This window comes from Luteimonas sp. MC1825 (genome assembly GCF_014764385.1).
Taxonomy (GTDB): Bacteria; Pseudomonadota; Gammaproteobacteria; order Xanthomonadales; family Xanthomonadaceae; genus Luteimonas.
In genome coordinates this window covers 902,400-920,459 of sequence record NZ_CP061714.1, presented here as the reverse complement: position 1 = coordinate 920,459, position 18,060 = coordinate 902,400, and the positions used below count along the sequence as shown (strand labels likewise).

At 66.0% G+C, this 18,060-nt stretch carries 17 protein-coding genes; 5 read left to right on the top strand and 12 right to left on the bottom strand.

Features of this window, described 5'->3' with window-relative positions; genetic code table 11:
* Positions 1-95: 95 nt before the first annotated feature.
* Positions 96-1,223 carry a sensor histidine kinase gene (locus IDM46_RS04270; protein ID WP_185114900.1) on the top strand — a complete coding sequence of 376 codons (1,128 nt, stop codon included), beginning with the start codon at positions 96-98 and terminating at the stop codon, positions 1,221-1,223.
* Positions 1,224-1,312: 89 nt separating this feature from the next.
* Here the strand turns inward: IDM46_RS04270 and IDM46_RS04265 are convergent, their stop codons facing one another.
* Positions 1,313-1,810, bottom strand: coding sequence for a glycine zipper domain-containing protein (locus IDM46_RS04265; RefSeq protein WP_182822182.1), 498 nt, complete (start codon positions 1,808-1,810; stop codon positions 1,313-1,315).
* 130 nt (positions 1,811-1,940) lie between these two features.
* Here IDM46_RS04265 and IDM46_RS04260 point away from each other — a divergent pair, with 130 nt between their 5' ends.
* Positions 1,941-2,438: a M48 family metallopeptidase gene (locus IDM46_RS04260; protein WP_185114899.1), complete on the top strand. Its 498-nt coding sequence runs from the start codon at positions 1,941-1,943 to the stop codon at positions 2,436-2,438.
* Between the two features lie 34 nt (positions 2,439-2,472).
* On the opposite strand, the gene IDM46_RS04255 is transcribed toward IDM46_RS04260, so the two are convergent.
* The 11 genes from IDM46_RS04255 to IDM46_RS04205 form a co-directional block, all read right to left on the bottom strand.
* Positions 2,473-2,967 (bottom strand): sulfur transferase domain-containing protein, encoded by a 495-nt coding sequence (locus IDM46_RS04255; protein WP_185114898.1) that lies wholly within the window; start codon positions 2,965-2,967, stop codon positions 2,473-2,475.
* 290 nt (positions 2,968-3,257) lie between these two features.
* On the bottom strand, positions 3,258-6,377 hold the full coding sequence (locus IDM46_RS04250) for a DEAD/DEAH box helicase family protein (protein ID WP_185114897.1): 3,120 nt from the start codon (positions 6,375-6,377) through the stop codon (positions 3,258-3,260).
* A complete protein-coding gene (locus IDM46_RS04245; protein WP_185114896.1) occupies positions 6,374-7,057 on the bottom strand; it encodes a hypothetical protein in 684 nt (227 codons plus the stop codon). The genes IDM46_RS04250 and IDM46_RS04245 overlap by 4 nt, the downstream gene beginning before the upstream one ends.
* Positions 7,047-7,577: a MarR family transcriptional regulator gene (locus IDM46_RS04240; protein ID WP_185114895.1), complete on the bottom strand. Its 531-nt coding sequence runs from the start codon at positions 7,575-7,577 to the stop codon at positions 7,047-7,049. Before IDM46_RS04240 ends, IDM46_RS04245 begins: the two co-directional genes overlap by 11 nt.
* Before the next feature lie 81 nt (positions 7,578-7,658).
* Complete coding sequence (locus tag IDM46_RS04235; protein WP_185114894.1) at positions 7,659-10,193, bottom strand: DUF4268 domain-containing protein; 2,535 nt, start codon at positions 10,191-10,193, stop codon at positions 7,659-7,661.
* Entirely contained in the window at positions 10,190-10,912 is a 723-nt protein-coding gene (locus IDM46_RS04230; protein ID WP_185114893.1) for a hypothetical protein, read from the bottom strand. The genes IDM46_RS04235 and IDM46_RS04230 overlap by 4 nt, the downstream gene beginning before the upstream one ends.
* Positions 10,913-10,941: 29 nt before the next feature.
* Positions 10,942-11,670: a hypothetical protein gene (locus IDM46_RS04225; protein ID WP_185114892.1), complete on the bottom strand. Its 729-nt coding sequence runs from the start codon at positions 11,668-11,670 to the stop codon at positions 10,942-10,944.
* Between the two features lie 32 nt (positions 11,671-11,702).
* The gene (locus tag IDM46_RS04220) at positions 11,703-12,959 is read right to left on the bottom strand and encodes a restriction endonuclease subunit S (protein WP_185114891.1); all 1,257 of its coding nucleotides are present in this window, start codon (positions 12,957-12,959) and stop codon (positions 11,703-11,705) included.
* Positions 12,956-14,812: a class I SAM-dependent DNA methyltransferase gene (locus tag IDM46_RS04215; protein WP_185114890.1), complete on the bottom strand. Its 1,857-nt coding sequence runs from the start codon at positions 14,810-14,812 to the stop codon at positions 12,956-12,958. Before IDM46_RS04215 ends, IDM46_RS04220 begins: the two co-directional genes overlap by 4 nt.
* A gap of 99 nt (positions 14,813-14,911) precedes the next feature.
* Positions 14,912-15,676, bottom strand: coding sequence for a hypothetical protein (locus IDM46_RS04210; protein WP_185114889.1), 765 nt, complete (start codon positions 15,674-15,676; stop codon positions 14,912-14,914).
* A gap of 214 nt (positions 15,677-15,890) precedes the next feature.
* Complete coding sequence (locus tag IDM46_RS04205; RefSeq protein ID WP_185114888.1) at positions 15,891-16,253, bottom strand: metalloregulator ArsR/SmtB family transcription factor; 363 nt, start codon at positions 16,251-16,253, stop codon at positions 15,891-15,893.
* A 75-nt stretch (positions 16,254-16,328) separates the two neighbouring features.
* On the opposite strand from IDM46_RS04205, the gene IDM46_RS04200 reads away from it, so the two are divergent.
* Genes IDM46_RS04200 through IDM46_RS04190 form a run of 3 tightly spaced genes read left to right on the top strand, consistent with a single transcriptional unit; the run spans position 16,329 to position 18,036 of the window.
* Entirely contained in the window at positions 16,329-17,201 is an 873-nt protein-coding gene (locus IDM46_RS04200; protein ID WP_185114887.1) for an MBL fold metallo-hydrolase, read from the top strand.
* Positions 17,198-17,623 (top strand): YeeE/YedE thiosulfate transporter family protein, encoded by a 426-nt coding sequence (locus IDM46_RS04195; RefSeq protein ID WP_185114886.1) that lies wholly within the window; start codon positions 17,198-17,200, stop codon positions 17,621-17,623. The genes IDM46_RS04200 and IDM46_RS04195 overlap by 4 nt, the downstream gene beginning before the upstream one ends.
* The gene (locus tag IDM46_RS04190) at positions 17,620-18,036 is read left to right on the top strand and encodes a DUF6691 family protein (RefSeq protein WP_185114885.1); all 417 of its coding nucleotides are present in this window, start codon (positions 17,620-17,622) and stop codon (positions 18,034-18,036) included. Before IDM46_RS04195 ends, IDM46_RS04190 begins: the two co-directional genes overlap by 4 nt.
* The last annotated feature ends 24 nt before the right edge of the window (positions 18,037-18,060 follow it).

Sequence of the window (18,060 nt, the reverse complement as noted above, 5' to 3'; positions counted from 1 at the left end):
GTCGACAGGCGGTGAATCCGCCCGCCCGGACCCGGCGCCGGCCGCGGCCGCACCGCGTAAGATGCGGCGGGGATTCCCCTGAATGGACACACGGCATGCAGAGCGGGCTGGCGGACTTCATCGAACAACGTGCCGAATCCATCATCGAGCAGGCCATCGAGTTCGCGAAGTCGATCGAGGTGGACACGCCGCTCGACCATGTGACCTTGCGCGACCACCTGCCCGAGATCATCCAGGCCATCGTCAGCGACCTGCGCACGGCGCAGACGCGCGCCGAGGAGATCGCCAAGTCCGAAGGCAACGCGCCGATGCCGGCGGAACACTCGCGGTCGGCGGCCGCCACCCACGCGCTGCACCGTGCGCACAGCGGGTTCAGCATCTCGAGCCTGGTTGCCGAGTACCGCGCGATGCGCGCGTCGGTGCTGCGGGCCTGGGCGGCGGATACCCCAGGGCAACCCGAAGCCACCCGCGAGATCGCCCGGTTCAACGAGGCGATCGACGAGGCCATTGCCGAGTCGGTGAGCCATTACGCCGACGAGGTGGAGCGCTGGCGCAGCATCTTCCTGGGCGTGCTGGGCCACGACCTGCGCACCCCGCTGACCTCGATCATGATGACCGCGGAACAGATCGCGGGCATGGCCGGCGATGCCGCGCTGGACAAGGCCGCGCAACGCCTGATCCGCAGCGGCGAGAGCATGAACCTGCTGCTCGACAAACTGCTGGTCTACAACCGCTCGCAGTTCGGGATCGGCTTCCAGGTGCAGAAGGAGCACGTGGACCTTGCGCACGCCTGCCGCGACGAGATCGACCAGCTGAAGACGGCGATGCCGGCCGCGCGCATCGAGTTCGAAGCCCCGGACGCGCTGCACGGCATGTTCGACGCCGGCAGCATCCGCGAGGCCATGGCCAATCTGGTGGTGAATGCCAGGAAGTACGGCACTGACGGCGGTGTGATCCGGGTCGTCCTCCGCGAGCACGACGACGGCGTCGAGATTTGCGTTGCCAATGCCGGCAGGCCGATCCCGCGCGAGACCCTCGAGCTGATGTTCGAACCGCTGCGGCGCGGTGGCCTGTCGGGTGGCGAGCTGGAGCAGGCAAGCCTCGGGCTGGGCCTGTTCATCGTCAGCCAGATCGTGAAGGCCCATGCCGGCACCATCCATGCCGCATCCGACGAGGGCACCACGACGTTCATACTGCGGCTGCCACGCGGCCTGCCGCGGTAACGGCGACGCGGGACTCGCGCACATAGAGAGGCCCCGCAAGCGGGGCCTCGTGGTTGCTGCGCGTTGGCTGGTTCAGCCGGCGCGGTTGCTCAGCGGCCGTCGCCGTCCGCATCGCCCGGCATGGCGCGCTCGACGCGGTGCCAGGCGGCACGGGTGGCGTGCTTGGCGTCGTTCCACTCGAGGCGCGAATTGCCCTTGGCCTGCTCGTATTCCGAGCGCAGGTTGTTCTCGACCTGGTCGAAGCTCTGGCCGGCATAGCGCGAACGGGCTTCGTAGCCGGTGCGATACGCGGGCTGGTAGTCCTCGTAGCCATACTGCTTGTTGGCGTACGGCTCGTTGGCGTAGTTGTCGCGCCAGTAGGCGTCTTCGACCGTCGGGTTCACCGCTTCGCCGACCGCCTTGCCGCCGAGGCCACCCGCCACCGCGCCAACGGCGGCGCCAACCACGGTACCGATCGGGCCCGCCACCGAACCGACAGCTGCGCCGGTGAGGCCGCCAGCTGCAGCGCCTACGCCAGTGCCAACAGGATGCGCACCGGGGGTGCCGGTGATCGGGTCGCGGTTGGCGTCGTGCTTCTCGTTGCTCATGTTTTGCTCCTGATGGGGGTCGGCTGGTTGCCGGACACCAAGATGCAACGCGCAGCGTGAGGCGCATGTGTTCCGGCGTACCCTGTCCGCGCCCTGTAGATGTACGGTTCACGGATGTGGAGGACGTGTCGTGGAGACGCTGAAATACCTGGCCGGTTACCCGCAACAGTTGCAGGCGCAGGTCCGCACGTTGATCGCGCAACAAAGGCTTGGCGATGTGCTCGCGCATAAATACGCGGAGCCGCATTCAGTGCGCAGCGACGGGCAGTTGTATGACTACGTGCAGGCGCTCAAGGAGCGCCACCTGCGCAAGTCGGTACCGCTCGGCAAGGTGCTCTACGACGGCAGGCTGCAGGTGATGAAGCACGCGCTTGGCACGCACACCGCCATCTCGCGCGTGCAGGGCGGGCGGCTGAAGGCCAGCCGCGAATTGCGCGTGGCCAGCGTGTTCCGCGATGCGCCGGCGGCGTTCCTGCGCATGATCGTGGTGCATGAACTCGCGCACCTGAAGGAATACGAGCACAACAAGGCCTTCTACCAGCTGTGCACGCACATGGAGCCGGATTACCACCAGCTGGAGTTCGACATGCGCCTCTACCTCACCCACCTGGATGCCGCGCGACGCTGAGAGCCACGCTGGGCCGGAGCGCGCGCGCCAGGCCTCAGCCGCCGGTGTCGCAGCGGGGCGCGCCGTCGCTGCCCCGCGCATCGGCCAGGCAGCGCTCGCGCGCGAGGCGCGCGCGCACCTCGCCTTCCAGCCCGCGCAGCCCCCAGCGCCGGCCTTCCTCCACTGCGGCCTCCTCGCCAGCACCCTGCAGCCACGCCGCACGCAGCGCAGCCAGCGCGCCCACGCGGTTGCCGCTGGCGCAGTGCACCAGCGTTGGCCCTTCCGCGGCCTGCAGCAGCCTGTCGAAGGCCACCACCGCCTCGCGGTCCAAGTCGCCGGCGCCGGCGATGGGCAGGTTGTCGTAAGCCATTCCGGCGGCGCGCACGGCGCCCGCCTCGTCGAAGCCGGCCTTCTCCGCATCCGGCGTGAGGTCGATCACGTGGCGGATGCCCGCGGCGTGCAGCGCCGGCAGGTCGTCGGCAGTGATGCGGCCGCCGGTGTGGATGCCGTTTGTGGGGATGGTGAAGCGTTCTGGCAATGGGGAGGGCATGGTGACCTCTGCTTGTGTCGGGGCGGCGGGCGCTGGTTGCGTGGTGGCGCAGCTAGCGAGGGCGATGGCCAGGGCTATCGGCAGCGCGGCGGCGGCGGCCGCGGCGGGCAACTTCCGGGAGGTTGCGTACATGGCGGGTTCCATCGTGATGCGGGCGAATACGAGTCCCGGACACACATCATGCACCGATCGAACGCCCACGCGGTGATGTCCCTATGAGCCGAATACTGACGTATTCGGCTCAACGCAAGAGCAAGAGCCGACTAAGATTGCTCCCGTCAATTGACGGGTCACATCGGGGACAGCGCCTCCACGGAAGCCGCCGCACCCCGCCCCGCACGCAACGCCTCGTACAGCTGGCCGGGTCCGAGGAGAATGTCCCTCAGACCGTCACGAACCTTCTCCGACGCCAGCGCCTGGCTGCTCATCGTCGTATGGGCGTCAAGCGCATCCATGACGGCGTTGAGCAGCGCCGCTTTCAGGTCGGGCGAGTCCGCGAACTGCTCCTTGCTGTTGTCCGCCGCTTGCTGAAGCAGGGTCTCGTTTTCCAGCAGCTTGCCCTTGATCACACCATTGACGTAGACCAACTGGTCGCCGTCACTCAGGTCGCCCTCAAACAGGCCGTTGACCTTATCGATGATCTCGGCCAGGTAGGCCTGCTGCTTGTCCTGTACGTGGCCGCTGCCGATCTCGTCCATTGGCTGCAGCCTGTAGGCCTCGCCCCCGGCAAGGTCAAAGGCCTGTCTTCCACGGTTACGCAGCGTGTGGTGCGTCAGCACCACCTTGGACAGGTCCACGGTGTCACGCTCGCGCCCGAACTCCAGCAGCGGAAGCAGGCGCTTGTAGAATAGGAAGCGCTTCTCGATGGCCGTGTTTCCGTAGTCGATCATCTGCGACAGGAACGCGTACAGCCGGTTGAACGCGCCCATGTCGGCCTTGAACAGCACCAGCGCATCGAGCTTGTCCTTCTCTATCTTGGACACCGCGTCACGCCCCCCGGCCTCGGCGGCTGCCCTTGCCTGCTGCGCGGCGCGATAGCGCTTCAGCAAACGGTCGGCGACCGGCTGCATCGCCGCCACAAGCTGCGCCTGCGTGGTGTTTGGATCGACCTCTATCTTCGCAACCCGCTCGACCTCGAAGTCGTCGTAACACCCGCTCGCATCGAGCTTGGCGCGCAGGTCGAACACCAGGTTCGGATCGGTAGTGGCCTCCAGCTCCGCGGTGTCGTAGTACGTCCTGAACGCCTGCAGGATTTCATCGGCGTCGTTGACGAAGTCCAGCACGTAGGTGGTGTCCTTGCCGGGATGCGCGCGGTTGAGGCGCGACAGCGTCTGCACCGCCTGGATTCCGCCGAGCTTCTTGTCCACGTACATGCCGCAAAGCAGCGGCTGGTCGAAGCCGGTCTGGAACTTGTTCGCGACCAGCAGCAGATGGTACTCGGCGCCTGCGAACGCCTCGCGGATGCCACGGCCATTCAATCCGGGATTGAGCAGCGTGCTCGTCTCCTTCACCGGTTCCGGGAAACTCTCCGGATCGTCGATCTCACCGGAAAACGCCACCAGCACGCCCAGCGGATACCGGCGCCGCGCGATGTATTCACGGATCGCCTTCTGCCAGCGCACCGCCTCCCGGCGTGAACCCACGACCACCATCGCCTTGGCACCGCCTTCCAACAGCGGCTGCACGTTCTCGCGGTAGTGCTCCACCACGATCTGCACCTTGGCCGCGATGTTGTACGGGTGCAGGCGGACCCACTGCATGATCCCTTTCATCGCGGCGCTGCGCTCAACCTCGGCCTGGTCGAGCTCCTTGCCGTCATGCGCCAGGCGGAAGGCCAGGCTGTACGGGGTGTAGTTGCGCAACACGTCGAGGATGAAGCCCTCCTCGATCGCCTGCCGCATCGAGTACACGTGGAATGGCTGCGGCAGCCCGTCTGCGCCCGGCTGGCCGAACAACTCCAGGGTCTTGGCCTTTGGCGTGGCGGTGAAGGCGATATAGGTCAGGCCGCTGCCGCCGGTGCGCGCACCCATCTGCGCCGCCAGCAGCGTTTCCGTGTCGAGCTCGCCGCCGTCCTGAAGCTCGGCCCACTCCTGCGGGCTCAGCAGCTGCTTGAGCTTGGCCGCGGCGCCGCCGGTCTGCGAGCTGTGCGCCTCGTCGGCAATTACGGCAAAGCGTTTGCCCTCTGACGCCGCCAGCCCCTGCACCGCCTCGAGCGCGAAGGGGAAGGTCTGGATGGTGCAGACGATGATCTTCTTGCCGTCCTTCAACGCCTGCGACAGCTCACCACTCTTGCTGCCGCCCTCCCCGCGAATGGTGGCGACCACACCGATGGTGCGCTCGAAATCGAAGATCGCCTCCTGCAGCTGCGCATCCAGCACGTTGCGGTCGGACACCACCAGAACGCTGTCGAACAGCTTTTGCTCGCCGCGGTGCAGGTCAGCCAGGAAGTGCGCCGTCCAAGCGATGGAATTGGTCTTGCCTGAGCCGGCCGAGTGCTGGATCAGGTAGCGCTCGCCCGCGCCTTTTTCATGGACGTCGGCGATGAGCTTCCGGGTCGCGTCGAGCTGGTGGTAGCGCGGGAAAATTACCGACTTGAGCCGCTTCTTCTCATCGCGCTTGCCGATCAGGTAGCGGCCCAGGATCTCCAGCCAGCTGTCAGGCGCCCACACCTGCTCCCACAGGTAGCGGGTAGCGGCGCCGCCCGCACCCGGCGCGTTGCCGGCGCCGCCTCCGTTGCCGCGGTTGAACGGCAGGAAGAAGGTGTCTGCGCCGGTCAGGCGTGTGGCCATCATCACGTCCGCCTGGCTGACCGCGAAATGGACCAGCGCGCCGCCCGGGAACGACAACAGCGGCTCCAGCAGCCCGCCCTTGGGCTGCGGGTGGCGGTCGAAACGGTACTGGTCCACCGCATCACCCACCGACTGGGTGAAGTCGGACTTGAGCTCAACGGTCGCCACCGCGATCCCGTTTACGAACAGCACCAGGTCCAGGCAGTCGTTGGGCCGGTTGGGCGAGTGCTTCACCTGCCGCACCACGCGCAGCCGATTGGCGGCGTAGTGCGTCTGGATGACCGGGTTTATCGCCAGCGCCGGTTTGAACTGCACCAGCAACAGCACCTGCTTCAGCCCCACCATCTCCACGCCGCGCCGCAGCACGTCCAGCGTGCCGCGCTCGTCGAGGTTCTTGCGGATGCGATCGGCCAGGCGTTCGCCGAGCTGCGGCCCATGGGTCTTGCTGAGCGCCTGCCAGCTGTCGGGCTGCGTCTGCTCGATCCAGGCCAGCAGGTCCGGCAGATACAGCGCGTTCTTCTTGTCGTAGTGCGCTGCGTCTCCTTCCGCATGGAGCCAGCCGTTGGCCGCCAGGTGTTCGCAGATCTCGCGCTCGAAGTGGTGTTCCTGATGCAGGTTCATTGCGACATCCCCCTGAGTCGCTGAAGCACGATGCCGGTACGCTCCGGCTCGGCAATCATTCCGGGCAGCGCATTGGCGAAATCCCGATGTTGCAGCAGGCCAGAGAACGCCGAGGCTACCGCCAATCGCACGCCCGCGGGTGCGGCGGTCAGCTCGTCCGCCAGTTCTTCGCGGCCGTCCACGATGTTGAGCACATCTTCCAGGTCATGGCTGGCGAGGATGTCGCCCGCGCCACGACCCGCGAATGCTTCGAGCTTGGTCGCCACGAACGCCACCGCAGATACGCAGCGGATGCGCAATCCAGGCGCAACTTCGACGGGCACAGCCGTTTCAACCGCGTAGGAATACCAGCGGTTGGAAAAGCCGAGCACATCCTGATCGACCGGCATCAGGTCGAACACCACGCCAGACTCGCGGTGCACCCAGCGGCAAATCATTCCGCTGTGCATGTCCCGCATAAAGCCGCGCGCCGCAACGGCTTCTTCGATCCGGTGAAAGCCACCCAGCGTGGCCCGGACCACAGCGTCCACATCCACCGTTGCCCGGACCGTGTCCGCCAGCGGATCGCTGACCAGCAGCCCCGTTACCGCTCCGCCCACGAACACCACCTGCTCCCGAAGCTCGCCCAGCGCCTCCGCAATCGTGCGGAGGTTGGGCAGGTTGGGATCGTCAGGCCGCATCAGCGACCTCGAGTTCCTGCTTCAGCAGCTCAGCAGCCAGGACCCGCTCGCGCGCACGGCCCGTGCGCAGCGCGTCCAGCAAGGCCAGCAGCCGATGCAGCGCAGGGTCCGCCAACGCCGAGGCGGGCGCCGTGCGATAGATCGGCTGCAGGCCCGGGCCCTTGGCGCTGCCGGCCGGATGCGGCCAGACCGGCGCTTCTCCAGGCGCGACCGCCAGGCGGGACGCAAGCGGTTCGATTCCGAAGGACGTCGGAACCCCTCTCTTTACCGGCCCCGCCTCCGCGGGCCAGACATAGCGCACGCCATGCACTGCGAACTCCAGCAAGGCCGGCACCACGGGCGCCCAGTCGCCCCGCCCGCGCATCACAGCCAGCCCGGATGCGGCTGACCGCTTCACGCTGGAGTGCACCTCGGACACGCTCATGGACAGCGCCTCGGCCAGCGCGGCATAGGTCCAGCGCCGGCCCGGATGCGCGGCCGCCTTGAGCAGCACCAGCAGGTCCTGTGGCTTGAGTTCCATGGCACAACCCGATATTCGCTATTCGCGAATTGCGAATTTACAGCACCGTCAATGGATTGCAAGCCGTCAGGGCCGGCTGCCTCAGTCCAAGGCATCTATCCTGGGCCTCAACACCTTGTCCATGCCGTAGGCCAACTCGACCAGACGGTCCTGCAGCCCGGGCCATTGCTCCTCGGGCACCAGCCAGCCACCGGTGGTGGTTGCCCGGATTCGCGACCGCTTCCGCTCGGACAACGCTGCCCAATCTAGCGGTGCGCCAAACTCGGCCTCGATCGCTGCGCGCTGCGCATGCAACACATCGAACAATGCAGTGCCACCTTCCTCCTGATGGATCAGACAGGTCACCCGTGCCTCGCCCCGGGTCATCCGCACATTCAGACGGAACCCGTTACGCCCCATGCCGACCCCGAGCCAGGGGTTCGAACTGCGGGTACGCCGCTGGAACAACGTGCCACGCGAGTTGGCCTTGACCAGGAACTGGTCCCAGAATCGGCGGTACAGGTCCTCCCTGGCGTCATCCTCGCCCTCGTCCTCATCCGACTCGTCTGCGGGAACACCCTCCTCCCACTCGGCGAAGGTCTGCCCGGTGTCCTGCACACGCCAGCTCATGCGCCCATTAGCCGATCGGCCCCAGACCACCGCCGCGGCCGCGCTCGGGCTGCTGAACCAGGTATCGCGCAGGAACTCGCGGGCTTCGCCCACCGGCGGCGCCAACGTGCCGTTGTCGATCAGATCCTGGTGCAGGAACTCGTAACCGCCGTCGACACCGACCCAGTCCGCGCGCGCGCGCGAACCGGCGAACACCACGAACTGCCCATCCACCTGCCGGCCCGTCGCCTGAAGCTGGTGGTTGAGGCCGCCCAGCACGAACACGGGCGATTCCGCGTCCGACGTGGTCGTGGTCACCGGAGACTTCGCAGCCGCAGCACGCGCGGCCAGCTGCCAGTGATCCTCGGCAAGCTTGAGCAGCGACGCCTGTCGTGCCTGCAGTACGGGGCCGTTCCACTCCGCCTGTTGCAGCACCTGGGTGGTCAGCGGAAACGCACACGCTCCGCCCTTGCTGAAGTAGGCGTCCTTCTTGCGGTCGAAATCGTAGTTGCTGGCGCTGCTGTTCTTCTTGCGGTTGAGCAGCGCCAGATTGCCCAGGCGATGCACCCAGCCCTGGCGCTCCTGCTCGCTGGGCATCCACTTCACCCAGGTGCTGTCCGGGCGCGTTGTCTGCGGCAGCACATGCTCCACCGTGACCTGGTCATGCTGCATGGTCTTGCTTCCATCGGAGGCCAGCGAGTCGAGACGCAGCAGGATCACGCCCAGCGCGCGCGCCGAATGCGTGCGGTACAGCGGGCCATCCAGCATCGTGTACATCTCGTGCTGCTCCAGCGGGGAGAGCTGCAGCGCAGACCCGGGCTGCGCCAGCTCGTCGCCAGCCTCAACCGCGGCGGTCAGGCGGGAGAACCGCTCGATCCGCTCATTGACACCCGCCTTGCGTACCAGCATCGAGTACGCCAGTCGCTCCAGCCCGGTCACGAAGACCAGCAGTGCGTCCGGGTCGCCCTTGTGCCGGGTGAAGTACGCCAGCGCAGGCGGCATCCAGTCCTTGAACTCCAGCCGGTTGAGCCAGCGCAGCGCGTCGTTGATCGCCTCGGCATGGCGGGTACTGGCATGGTCGGCATCGCTGATCTCGCGGTAGGCCTGGGCCATCGGCCCCAGCACCTGGTCCACGAATACGGAAGGATCAGCGGGACCCACGTGCTCGCGAAATTCCTTGAGCAGGGTCCCCTGCGGCTTGGCCTTGCGATAGACCATCCGGATATGGCTGAACAGCTCGCCAAACCCATCGCGCCCCAGGTCGGACTCCAGCGTCTCCCACTTGTTGGTGTAAACCTTGCGTGCCGCTTCCGGCACGGCGCCGATGATTTCCGCCTTGAGGATGTCGGTGGCCGTCAAGTCCAGCCCACGGCTGTTCATTACTCCGAAGATCCGGTACGCCGAATCCAGATCCGGCGTGGCGACCGCAACCAGATAGCAACGTGTGACGATGAACTGCACCAGGCGCACGAGGAACTCCGGATCCAGGTCGCGCAGCACCGCCATGAAATGTCGCGCGTTGTCCCGCAGGCGCTGCTGGCTGTCGGACAAGGCCTCGTTGCCAGCGACCAGCTGTTCAATACCCCCTTCGTGCTGCACGCGCTCCCGGAAAAACTCCCTGTCGCGCTCGCGCAGCGTCAACCTGTAGTGGTTCTCGGTGGCCGATACGATGTCGCCCTGGTCGTAGATCCGGCGCGTGATGCCCCTGCGCACGTTTTCGTCCGTGACGATGGCCCGGATGCAGGCCAGCAGGAGAGTCAACGTGGTCAGTCGCTGCTGGCCGTCCACCACCTTGGAATCAGTAGAGTTTTCTTTCTTGATCAGCACCAGGCTACCGAGAAAATACGGCGGTATCTCTTCGCGCTTCGTACCGCCTGTTCGCATGTAGCCAAGCAGGTCATCAAGCAACTCCTGCGCTTGGTCCACGCCCCAGGAATAGGGCCGCTGATAGTCCGGAATCGAAAACATGTAGTCAGCGCTGAAAATCTTGGCCAGCGGTTGTTCCTTGGCCGTCAACGTGTGCGTCATGGCTGTCCATTCCCCTGCACATGGATGTTGTGCTTGCCCGTGAACCAGCGGCCGGTGACCCGGCTGCAGCGATACTCCCCCAGCCAGCCGACGGTGCGATCGAACACCTCGATGCGCCACGAGCGGTCCCCGAATGGCGGCAACTGCGCGTGCACCCGCTCCAGGTCGGCCAGCCAATGCGCCAGCCCACCCGTCACCAGCACCACCCCGCGCTGCGCGGCGTGGACCTGCACCAGCGGATCAGGCGACGGCGCATCCAGGCACGGGTCCGCATGTGCGGACAGATGCAGGGGATCGCTGCCGCCATGGAACGGATCGTGGTGGTGCACTTGGCCACGGCGGACAAAATCCCGCCACCACTCCTCATCCGGCCAGCGCGAATGCTGCGCCAGCCAGGTCGGTGAGGGGCCGTTGAAAGGATCCTGCGCCTGGCTTTGCATGTATCCAACGCCGGCCGGGCGCCATGTCCACGCCGCGTAGAAATCGATCAGGTCATCTTCGCCCCAGACCTCGCGCACGAGCGCGAGTATCGGTGAATCATCGATTGGCTTACCGGCCGCATACCACCAGGCCAGGCCACCGCCTGCATCCGCCCAGCCCAGCACATTGCGCAGCAGATAGTGCAACGCGCCCCAATATGCGCAGGCGTCTTCCAAAGACGCATTGACGGGCCGCGGGACCGCAGGGCGGAGTTCCGGGTCGGCCAGGGCCCGGAACATGGTGGGAACATGGCGCAGCCAGGGGTCTATCACGGCGTCAACAGATTGGTCAGGATGCCCTGTCCGATCTCGCCGGCCTTCCGGCGCAGGCGCGTCATCGTATCCGGCGGCTCGGGCAACTGCGGCAGGTACGCATGACAACCGGTCTTGTGGTGGAAGTGACGGGCCATGAACCACAGCTCGGCGGCAATGGCTTCTTCTGAAGCGCCGGCGCCGTGCAGGTGGACGTACCGCTCCAGCGCCAAGGTGGCGATCTGGTCGCCATCCACCAGCGACTCCCGCGCGGCATCGCCCTGCCAGTGAACGCGCACCGTACCCCGCTCCTCGTCCCAGTCCGATTCGTCCACCGGCAGGATCAGGGTGCCGTCATGTAATGATCGCGCGCACCAGATGCCGTCGTGGTCCTCGGGGGTGTACAACGGCATCAGGTTGGCCAGGAAGCCGACCACGGCTGCGCTCTTGCCCTCGCGCGGCGCAGACAGCGTCGACAGCCACGCCTGCAGCCGGGGCGACAACGTCACCCGATCGTGCTTGTTGAATGAGATCGTGGTCTGCCGTCCATTGGCGCGGTAGCCGGTGCAGGCCAGGTTAGGCTCGCGCTTTGCCAGGCGCAGCAGGAACCCGGCAACCGAGACGAAGCCTTTGTGGGCGGCGTCCCGCTCGTTGTGCAGGTAGACCACGGGCACGCCGTCGCGCCGGGTAGCGCGTGGGCAGACCACTTCCTCTGGCGCGTCAGTGCGGTACTCGATATCGGGCATGCGCCGATCAACGATTAAGTCTTCGGCTCGCATCAGGCGGCGTCCGCTTCGACTAGGCCGCGCACGTCGATCTGGCCGGTGACGGCAGCGGAGATCAGCGCGCTGCGGCACTCTCGAAACAACTCGATCGCGTGCCCAGCTGCCCGAGTCACTATCACCGATTCCGCCTCGACCTTCTCTATGAACTCCACGATCTTGCACTGCTCCTCTATGCCCGGAACCGCAACTCGCAGATTCTTGATAGTGTCCCAGCCAATCGCTGACCGATGAGCGAGAATACCGTTCCCGAAGGATTGCGCGAAAAGTTGGAAATCGCGGTTCTGGAAGATTCGATATACGAACTCCTTAATCGAGCGATCTTCCAGCGTGCGTAGAACGATGTACACGGGACTGCACACACCCTTATAGCCTGACAGTCCGTAAGAGCCTATTCCGTAGTTCATGCTGTTAATGACAAGGTCGCCAATCTCCACCAATTTGCACTTACTCAAGTCTTCAGGCTTCTTGTTGCCTACATCTCCTTTCTCTGCGTAAGGCATGACCCCGACGTTGGCTACTAGGGACAAATAGTCCTCATTGACCCCGCCATCGTTCTTTTCGATCTGCTCCGACACAACTGTTCGGCACGGCAGAAGGTCCCAATGCGCTGGAACTTCGCCCAGCCAAGGGATGCCGGAGTCCTTCATCGGGACGTTGGGGTCCAGGCCGCGGGTGACGGCGTGGGAGATGGTGGCCTGGCGTTTCTCGGCCAGCAGCGCCAGCAACTTTTCCTGTTCTGCGATCAGCGCGTCGATCCGGGCACCTTCCCGTTCAAGAAACGCAGCGATTTCCAGTTGCTCCCCGATAGGCGGATAAGGAACCCCGAGATTTTCCATTGCCTCGACGGATAGGCCCGGCTGCGCCGCCGACACCGAATACTGGTTGAGATTCATCGCTCTTAGGAGCTCTCCCAGCCATGTCGTTGTGACTTTCTTGATGGGAGTGGCGACAACCGCATGCTCGGAAGCCCAGAACTTTCCATTCGCGTAGTTCACGTTGCCACATAGAGCACCTTGTCTACCGACAAGGGCAAAGTGACCTTCGTGCGTGAAGCCATTGGTGTAGCCGCGCAGGCCGTTACCTCCGTAAACCGGATACACGCCTTCTGGCTCTATAGATGCGGCAGTGATGCTCTCCCCACTACGCAGAGACGCAATTCGTTTGAGAGCACAGATTTCCCAGTGTTCCGGAACATAGCCAAGCCACTCCACCCCACTGTCCTTGTACTCCGGATACCTCGGCAAACTCATTCCGCCATCTCCCCCAGCATCCGCATGATGCTGCCGGCCACCTGCTTCAGCTCCGCGTCGATCACCTTCAGCGGACGCGGAGGCTCGAACACATAAAAGTGGCGGTTGAACGGGATCTCGTAGCCAACCTTCGTCTTCGCCTCATCGATCCAGGCATCGGGAGCATGCGGCAGCACCTCGCGCTCGAAGTACGCCTGGATGTCCTGCCCCAGCGGCACGTTCTCGGTGTCGCGCAGGGCGCTGTCCGGCTGCGGCTTGCCCTTCTGCTTGCCTTTCTGGCCCAGCACGATGTTGCCGGCCTCGTCGCGCAGCGGGCGCTCGACGGTGATGGTGGTGTAGCCGAACTCCTCGTTGGCGAACACGCGACTGATCGGCGCGCGCTTGAGCCGTCCGCCTTCCGGTGCCACGGGCGGGGTTTCGGCGCCGGTGGCGGTGACCCGCACCGGCTCGCCCACCGGCTGGCCCTTGGCGTCCAGCGCGGTCACCAGTTCGGCCTCGGTGAACTCGCCGAACAGGCGGGTGACGGTGGCGATGTGTTCCTCGCCCAGCTCCTTGCGCTTGGAGCCCAGGCTCTTGCGCATCTTGCGCCAGAATCCGCTGGCGTCGATCAGCTGCACCCCGCCGCGGCGGTCATCCACCTTCTTGTTGGACACGATCCACACGTAGGTGGCAATGCCGGTGTTGTAGAACATGTCGTTCGGCAGGCCGATGATGGCCTCCACCAGATCGTTCTCCAGCAAGTAGCGACGGATCTCGCTCTCGCCGCTGCCGGCGCCGCCGGTGAACAGCGGCGAGCCGTTGAGCACGATGCCAAAGCGGCTGCCGCCCTCGCCGTTCACCACCGGCGACATCTTGGCCACCAGGTGCAGCAGGAACAACATGGAGCCGTCGGACACGCGCGGCAGGCCGGGGCCGAAGCGGCCATCGAAACCCTTCTGCTCGTGCTCGGCACGCACGAGCTTCTCGACCTTCTTCCACTCCACGCCAAATGGCGGATTGGACAGCATGTAATCGAAGCGGCGGCCGGCGTGACCGTCCTCGCTGAGCGTGTTGCCGGGCGCCATGTTCTCCACCGGCTGGCCGCGGATCAGCATGTCGGCCTTGCAGATGGCATAGGACTCGTCGTTGAGCTCCTGCCCGAACAACGTGAGCCGCGCGGCGGGGTTGTGCGCCAGCAGATGCTCGGCCGCCACCGACAGCATGCCGCCGGTGCCCGCCGTGGGGTCATAGACGGTGCGCACCACGGCATTGCCGGGTGTCAGCACGTCGTCGTCTTCGATGAAGATCAGGTTGACCATCAGCCGGATGACTTCACGCGGGGTGAAGTGCTCACCGGCGGTCTCGTTGGAAAGCTCGGCGAACTTGCGGATCAGCTCCTCGAACACATGCCCCATCTGCGCGTTGTCCACGCGGTCGGGGTGCAGGTCGATGTTGGCGAACTTCTCGGTGACCAGGTACAGCAGGCGGGCCTTGGCCAGGCGCTCGACCTGGGTATGGAAGTCGAAGCGCTCGAAGATGTCACGCGCCTCGGGCGAAAACCCCTGCACATAGGCGTAAAGGTTCTGGCGGATGTGGTCCTGGTCGCCGAGCAGCGCCGACAGGTCCATGGGCGAGGTGTTGTAGAACCCCGCGGTGCCGACGATGCGCTTGAGGAAGGGATCGGGGTTGATGCCGGCCGCGGTCTTCTTGGCCAACTCGGCGAGCACCTTGGCCTTGGTGGGCGCCAACACGCAGTCCAGGCGCCGCAGCACGGTGAACGGCAGGATGACGCGACCGTACTCGGATTGTTTGTAATCGCCGCGAAGCAAGTCGGCGACGGACCAGATGAAGGCCGAAAGAGCGGTTTGGTTCACGAAATTCCTATGTGGGGCGCGCTCGCGCAGCGACCCACATAATGCCCCCCGTGGCTCGCAATCGCAGCGGTTGGTTGCACGCTTTAACGCGGGCCCGTGTTATCCCGCCGCCAGCAAGGGGCTGGTGCCGCATGCCGTTTGAAAGGACGCCGCACCCGGCCGACCGTCGTTGATCGAGCGCAGCGCGACAAAGCACTCCTCGCGCTGAGCGCCGACATAGGTCAACGGTTCGCCCGGACGCAACAGACGACTGTTGGCGACTTGTCGGCCCTCCGACGTCAGATTGACGCGAACCGACCCATTTCCTGTGCTTTCCAGTCCAATGACGGCACCCGGAGCCAGATCCATGCTGGTGCTGGATGCCAAGGTAAAGTCGTAGCCGGCGCCCGGCCCCCCGCGCGCCTCAGCTACCCCGCGCAGCTGCACCACTTCCTGTTTGGCCAGTTCCAGCTGCTGCACCAGTCCCGCGCTCTGGCGTTCGAGTCCAGCGAGGGAGCGCTCGATTTCACGAAAGGCATCCCGTCCTTCGGCAGGCAAGTTGCCACGAAGCTCGGTCAACCTGGTGTTGAGCGAATCGAACTCCTCCTTTTGTGCATTGACGATGCGATCGATGAACGCGTCGTCGCTTTCCTTCCATGGCTTGTACTTTTCGTACAGATCCGTCGCCACCGCGTTCGCAACGAAACCCAGTACGACCAGAAGCGCAGCGCCAAAGAAGTTGCGCTTGTTCTTCTGGAAGAAGCCGACTGTTGGCCGCAAACGTTCTGGCACCGTCGCGAGGTCGATGCCGTCGCCGTCGTCTCGCGCTCCTTCCGTCACCTGCTTCCGGTGCGCCACGGGCTTCCCGCCCTCGCCTGACGTCATAGCCATTTCCCCACCCCCTGGATGTGGAACGAATATGATCGATAACCTGCCAGGGGAGCAACCTTGCTTGCTACACGCTCGCTGGAAAATGCCCGCCACGCGGGCGCGCCTCCAGAGGCATGTCGAGGCCGGTGATCAGCAGCGCACCGAATGCACCCACCTGCGGCCACGCGCCGCCACGCACTGGTCCGACCGGCGCGGCCGCGGGCTGCGATCAGGCGCCGGTGCGCCCTGCCAGCGGCACGCCATCGCCGCAATATGCAGCATGCAGCGCCTCGAGCACGCCCAGGGCGGGACCATCGGCGAGCGAGTAGTGGATCGACTGGCCTTCGCGCCGGGTGTGCACCAGTGCCATCTCCCGCAGCACGGCGAGGTGCTGCGACAGCGCCGACGGGCTGAGCCCGGTGGCCGGCTGCAGCTCGCCCACGCTGCGCTCGCCCTCCACCAACTGGCACAGCACCAGCAGGCGGGCGGGATGGGCCAGGGCCTTGAGCAGACCGGCCGCCTCGCCGGCGTGGACGGCCATGTCGGCGGCCAGTGGATCCGGGCTGGTCGGCCTGGCGGTGGACTTCGGCATTGGCGCGGGACTCGCTTGACAGGGATGGGGCGCGGCCATACTTTAGACTTTACTAAACAACATTGGAAGCCCGCGATGAATCCGCTGGTGGAGAGCTTCTACGACCTGGCCACATCCACGTTCTCGCACGTGGTCTACGACCGTGACGGCGGGCATGCCGCCATCGTCGATCCGGTGATGGACTACGACCCGGCCACCGCGCGCACGTCGTTCGATTCGGCGCAGCGGCTGCTCGACCTCGTCGGGCAGCACCGCTTGGCCGTCGACTGGATCCTCGAGACCCATGCACATGCCGACCACCTCACGGCCGCCGCCTGGCTGCGCGAACGAACCGGCGCGAAGGTCGCCATCGGCCGCGGCATCACCGGGGTGCAGGAGCGCTTCAAGGCGGTCTTCAACCTGGAGGACGAGTTCGCAGCGGACGGTCGCCAGTTCGACCGGCTGTTCGACGAGGGCGACACCTTCGCCATCGGCGACCTGCCGGGCCGGGTGGTCGCCACCCCCGGCCACACCGGCGACAGCCTGACTTACGTGGTCGGCAATGCCGCCTTCGTCGGCGACACGGTGTTCGCGCCCGACACCGGCACCGCGCGCGCCGACTTCCCCGGCGGCGACGCGGCCACGCTGTATCGATCGATCCGCCGGCTGTTCGAGTTGCCCGACGACACCCGCGTCTTCCTCTGCCACGACTATCCGCCCGACGGCCGCGAGGCGCGTGCGGAGACCACGATCGCCGCCCAGCGCGAGCGCAACGTGCACCTGGCCGGCAACGTCGGCGAGGACGCCTACGTGCGCATGCGCAACGAACGCGACGCGGGACTCGCCGCGCCGAAGCTCATCCTGCCCGCGCTGCAGGTCAACATCCGCGGTGGAGAGCTGCCGCCGCCGGAGGCCAACGGCGTGCGCTATCTGCGGCTGCCGGTCAACCGGTTCGGGGGTGGATCATGACGACGACGTGGCTCATGGCGCTGGCCGGCGGCGTGCTGATCGGACTGGCCGCCACGCTGCTGCTGTGGCTCAACGGGCGTGTTGCCGGCGTCAGCGGCATCCTCGCCGGCGTGGTGTTCCCTCGGCGCGGCGAGGTGGCGTGGCGCGTCGCCTTCCTCGCCGGACTGGTCCTGGCGGGCGGCGTGTCGATCACGCTGCTGCCGGACATGGCGACGCCGCGCGAAGGGTTTTCGCCGCTGCTGCTGGTGGCGGCGGGCCTGCTGGTGGGTTTCGGCACCAGCCTCGGCAACGGCTGCACCAGCGGGCATGGTGTGTGTGGCCTGGGTCGGCTGTCGCTGCGCTCACTGGTCGCGGTGCTCACCTTCATGGCCACCGCGGTGGCCACGACCTGGGTGGTGCGCCACGTGGGAGGCTGGGCATGAAGCGGTTCATCGCCGCGGCCTTCGCATCGGGTGCGCTGTTCGGACTGGGCCTGGCGCTCTCGGGCATGACGGATGCGCGCCGCATCCTCGGCTTCCTCGATGTGGCCGGCGACTTCGACCCCACGCTCGCCTTCGTGCTCGGTGGCGCGGTGGCCACGACGTTGCTCCTGTTCCGCCCGGTGCTGCGGCGCCGGCGCCCGCTGTTCGCGGACGACTTTCGCCTGTCGGAACTGCGCCACGTCGATGCGCGCCTGCTGGCCGGCGCGGCGCTGTTCGGGATCGGCTGGGGCCTGGCCGGCTATTGCCCCGGCCCGGCGCTGGCGGGCCTTGGCGTCGGCTCGGTGGAAGCGCTCTGGTTCGTGCCGGCGATGGTCGCGGGGATCGTGCTGCAGCGGGTGTTCGCCCGCGGCTGACCACGCCTGCCGTCGATGGCGGCC

What these genes read in the sequence shown, in the direction of transcription:
- IDM46_RS04270 (WP_185114900.1), top strand. Translation starts at nt 96, where the DNA reads ATGCAGAGCGGGCTGGCGGACTTCATCGAACAACGTGCCGAATCCATC.
- IDM46_RS04195 (WP_185114886.1), top strand. Translation starts at nt 17,198, where the DNA reads ATGACGACGACGTGGCTCATGGCGCTGGCCGGCGGCGTGCTGATCGGA.
- IDM46_RS04205 (WP_185114888.1), bottom strand. Translation starts at nt 16,253, where the DNA reads ATGCCGAAGTCCACCGCCAGGCCGACCAGCCCGGATCCACTGGCCGCC.
- IDM46_RS04200 (WP_185114887.1), top strand. Translation starts at nt 16,329, where the DNA reads ATGAATCCGCTGGTGGAGAGCTTCTACGACCTGGCCACATCCACGTTC.
- IDM46_RS04225 (WP_185114892.1), bottom strand. Translation starts at nt 11,670, where the DNA reads ATGCCCGATATCGAGTACCGCACTGACGCGCCAGAGGAAGTGGTCTGC.
- IDM46_RS04265 (WP_182822182.1), bottom strand. Translation starts at nt 1,810, where the DNA reads ATGAGCAACGAGAAGCACGACGCCAACCGCGACCCGATCACCGGCACC.
- IDM46_RS04235 (WP_185114894.1), bottom strand. Translation starts at nt 10,193, where the DNA reads ATGACGCACACGTTGACGGCCAAGGAACAACCGCTGGCCAAGATTTTC.
- IDM46_RS04255 (WP_185114898.1), bottom strand. Translation starts at nt 2,967, where the DNA reads ATGCCCTCCCCATTGCCAGAACGCTTCACCATCCCCACAAACGGCATC.
- IDM46_RS04210 (WP_185114889.1), bottom strand. Translation starts at nt 15,676, where the DNA reads ATGACGTCAGGCGAGGGCGGGAAGCCCGTGGCGCACCGGAAGCAGGTG.
- IDM46_RS04240 (WP_185114895.1), bottom strand. Translation starts at nt 7,577, where the DNA reads ATGGAACTCAAGCCACAGGACCTGCTGGTGCTGCTCAAGGCGGCCGCG.
- IDM46_RS04220 (WP_185114891.1), bottom strand. Translation starts at nt 12,959, where the DNA reads ATGAGTTTGCCGAGGTATCCGGAGTACAAGGACAGTGGGGTGGAGTGG.
- IDM46_RS04190 (WP_185114885.1), top strand. Translation starts at nt 17,620, where the DNA reads ATGAAGCGGTTCATCGCCGCGGCCTTCGCATCGGGTGCGCTGTTCGGA.
- IDM46_RS04245 (WP_185114896.1), bottom strand. Translation starts at nt 7,057, where the DNA reads ATGCGGCCTGACGATCCCAACCTGCCCAACCTCCGCACGATTGCGGAG.
- IDM46_RS04250 (WP_185114897.1), bottom strand. Translation starts at nt 6,377, where the DNA reads ATGAACCTGCATCAGGAACACCACTTCGAGCGCGAGATCTGCGAACAC.
- IDM46_RS04230 (WP_185114893.1), bottom strand. Translation starts at nt 10,912, where the DNA reads ATGTTCCGGGCCCTGGCCGACCCGGAACTCCGCCCTGCGGTCCCGCGG.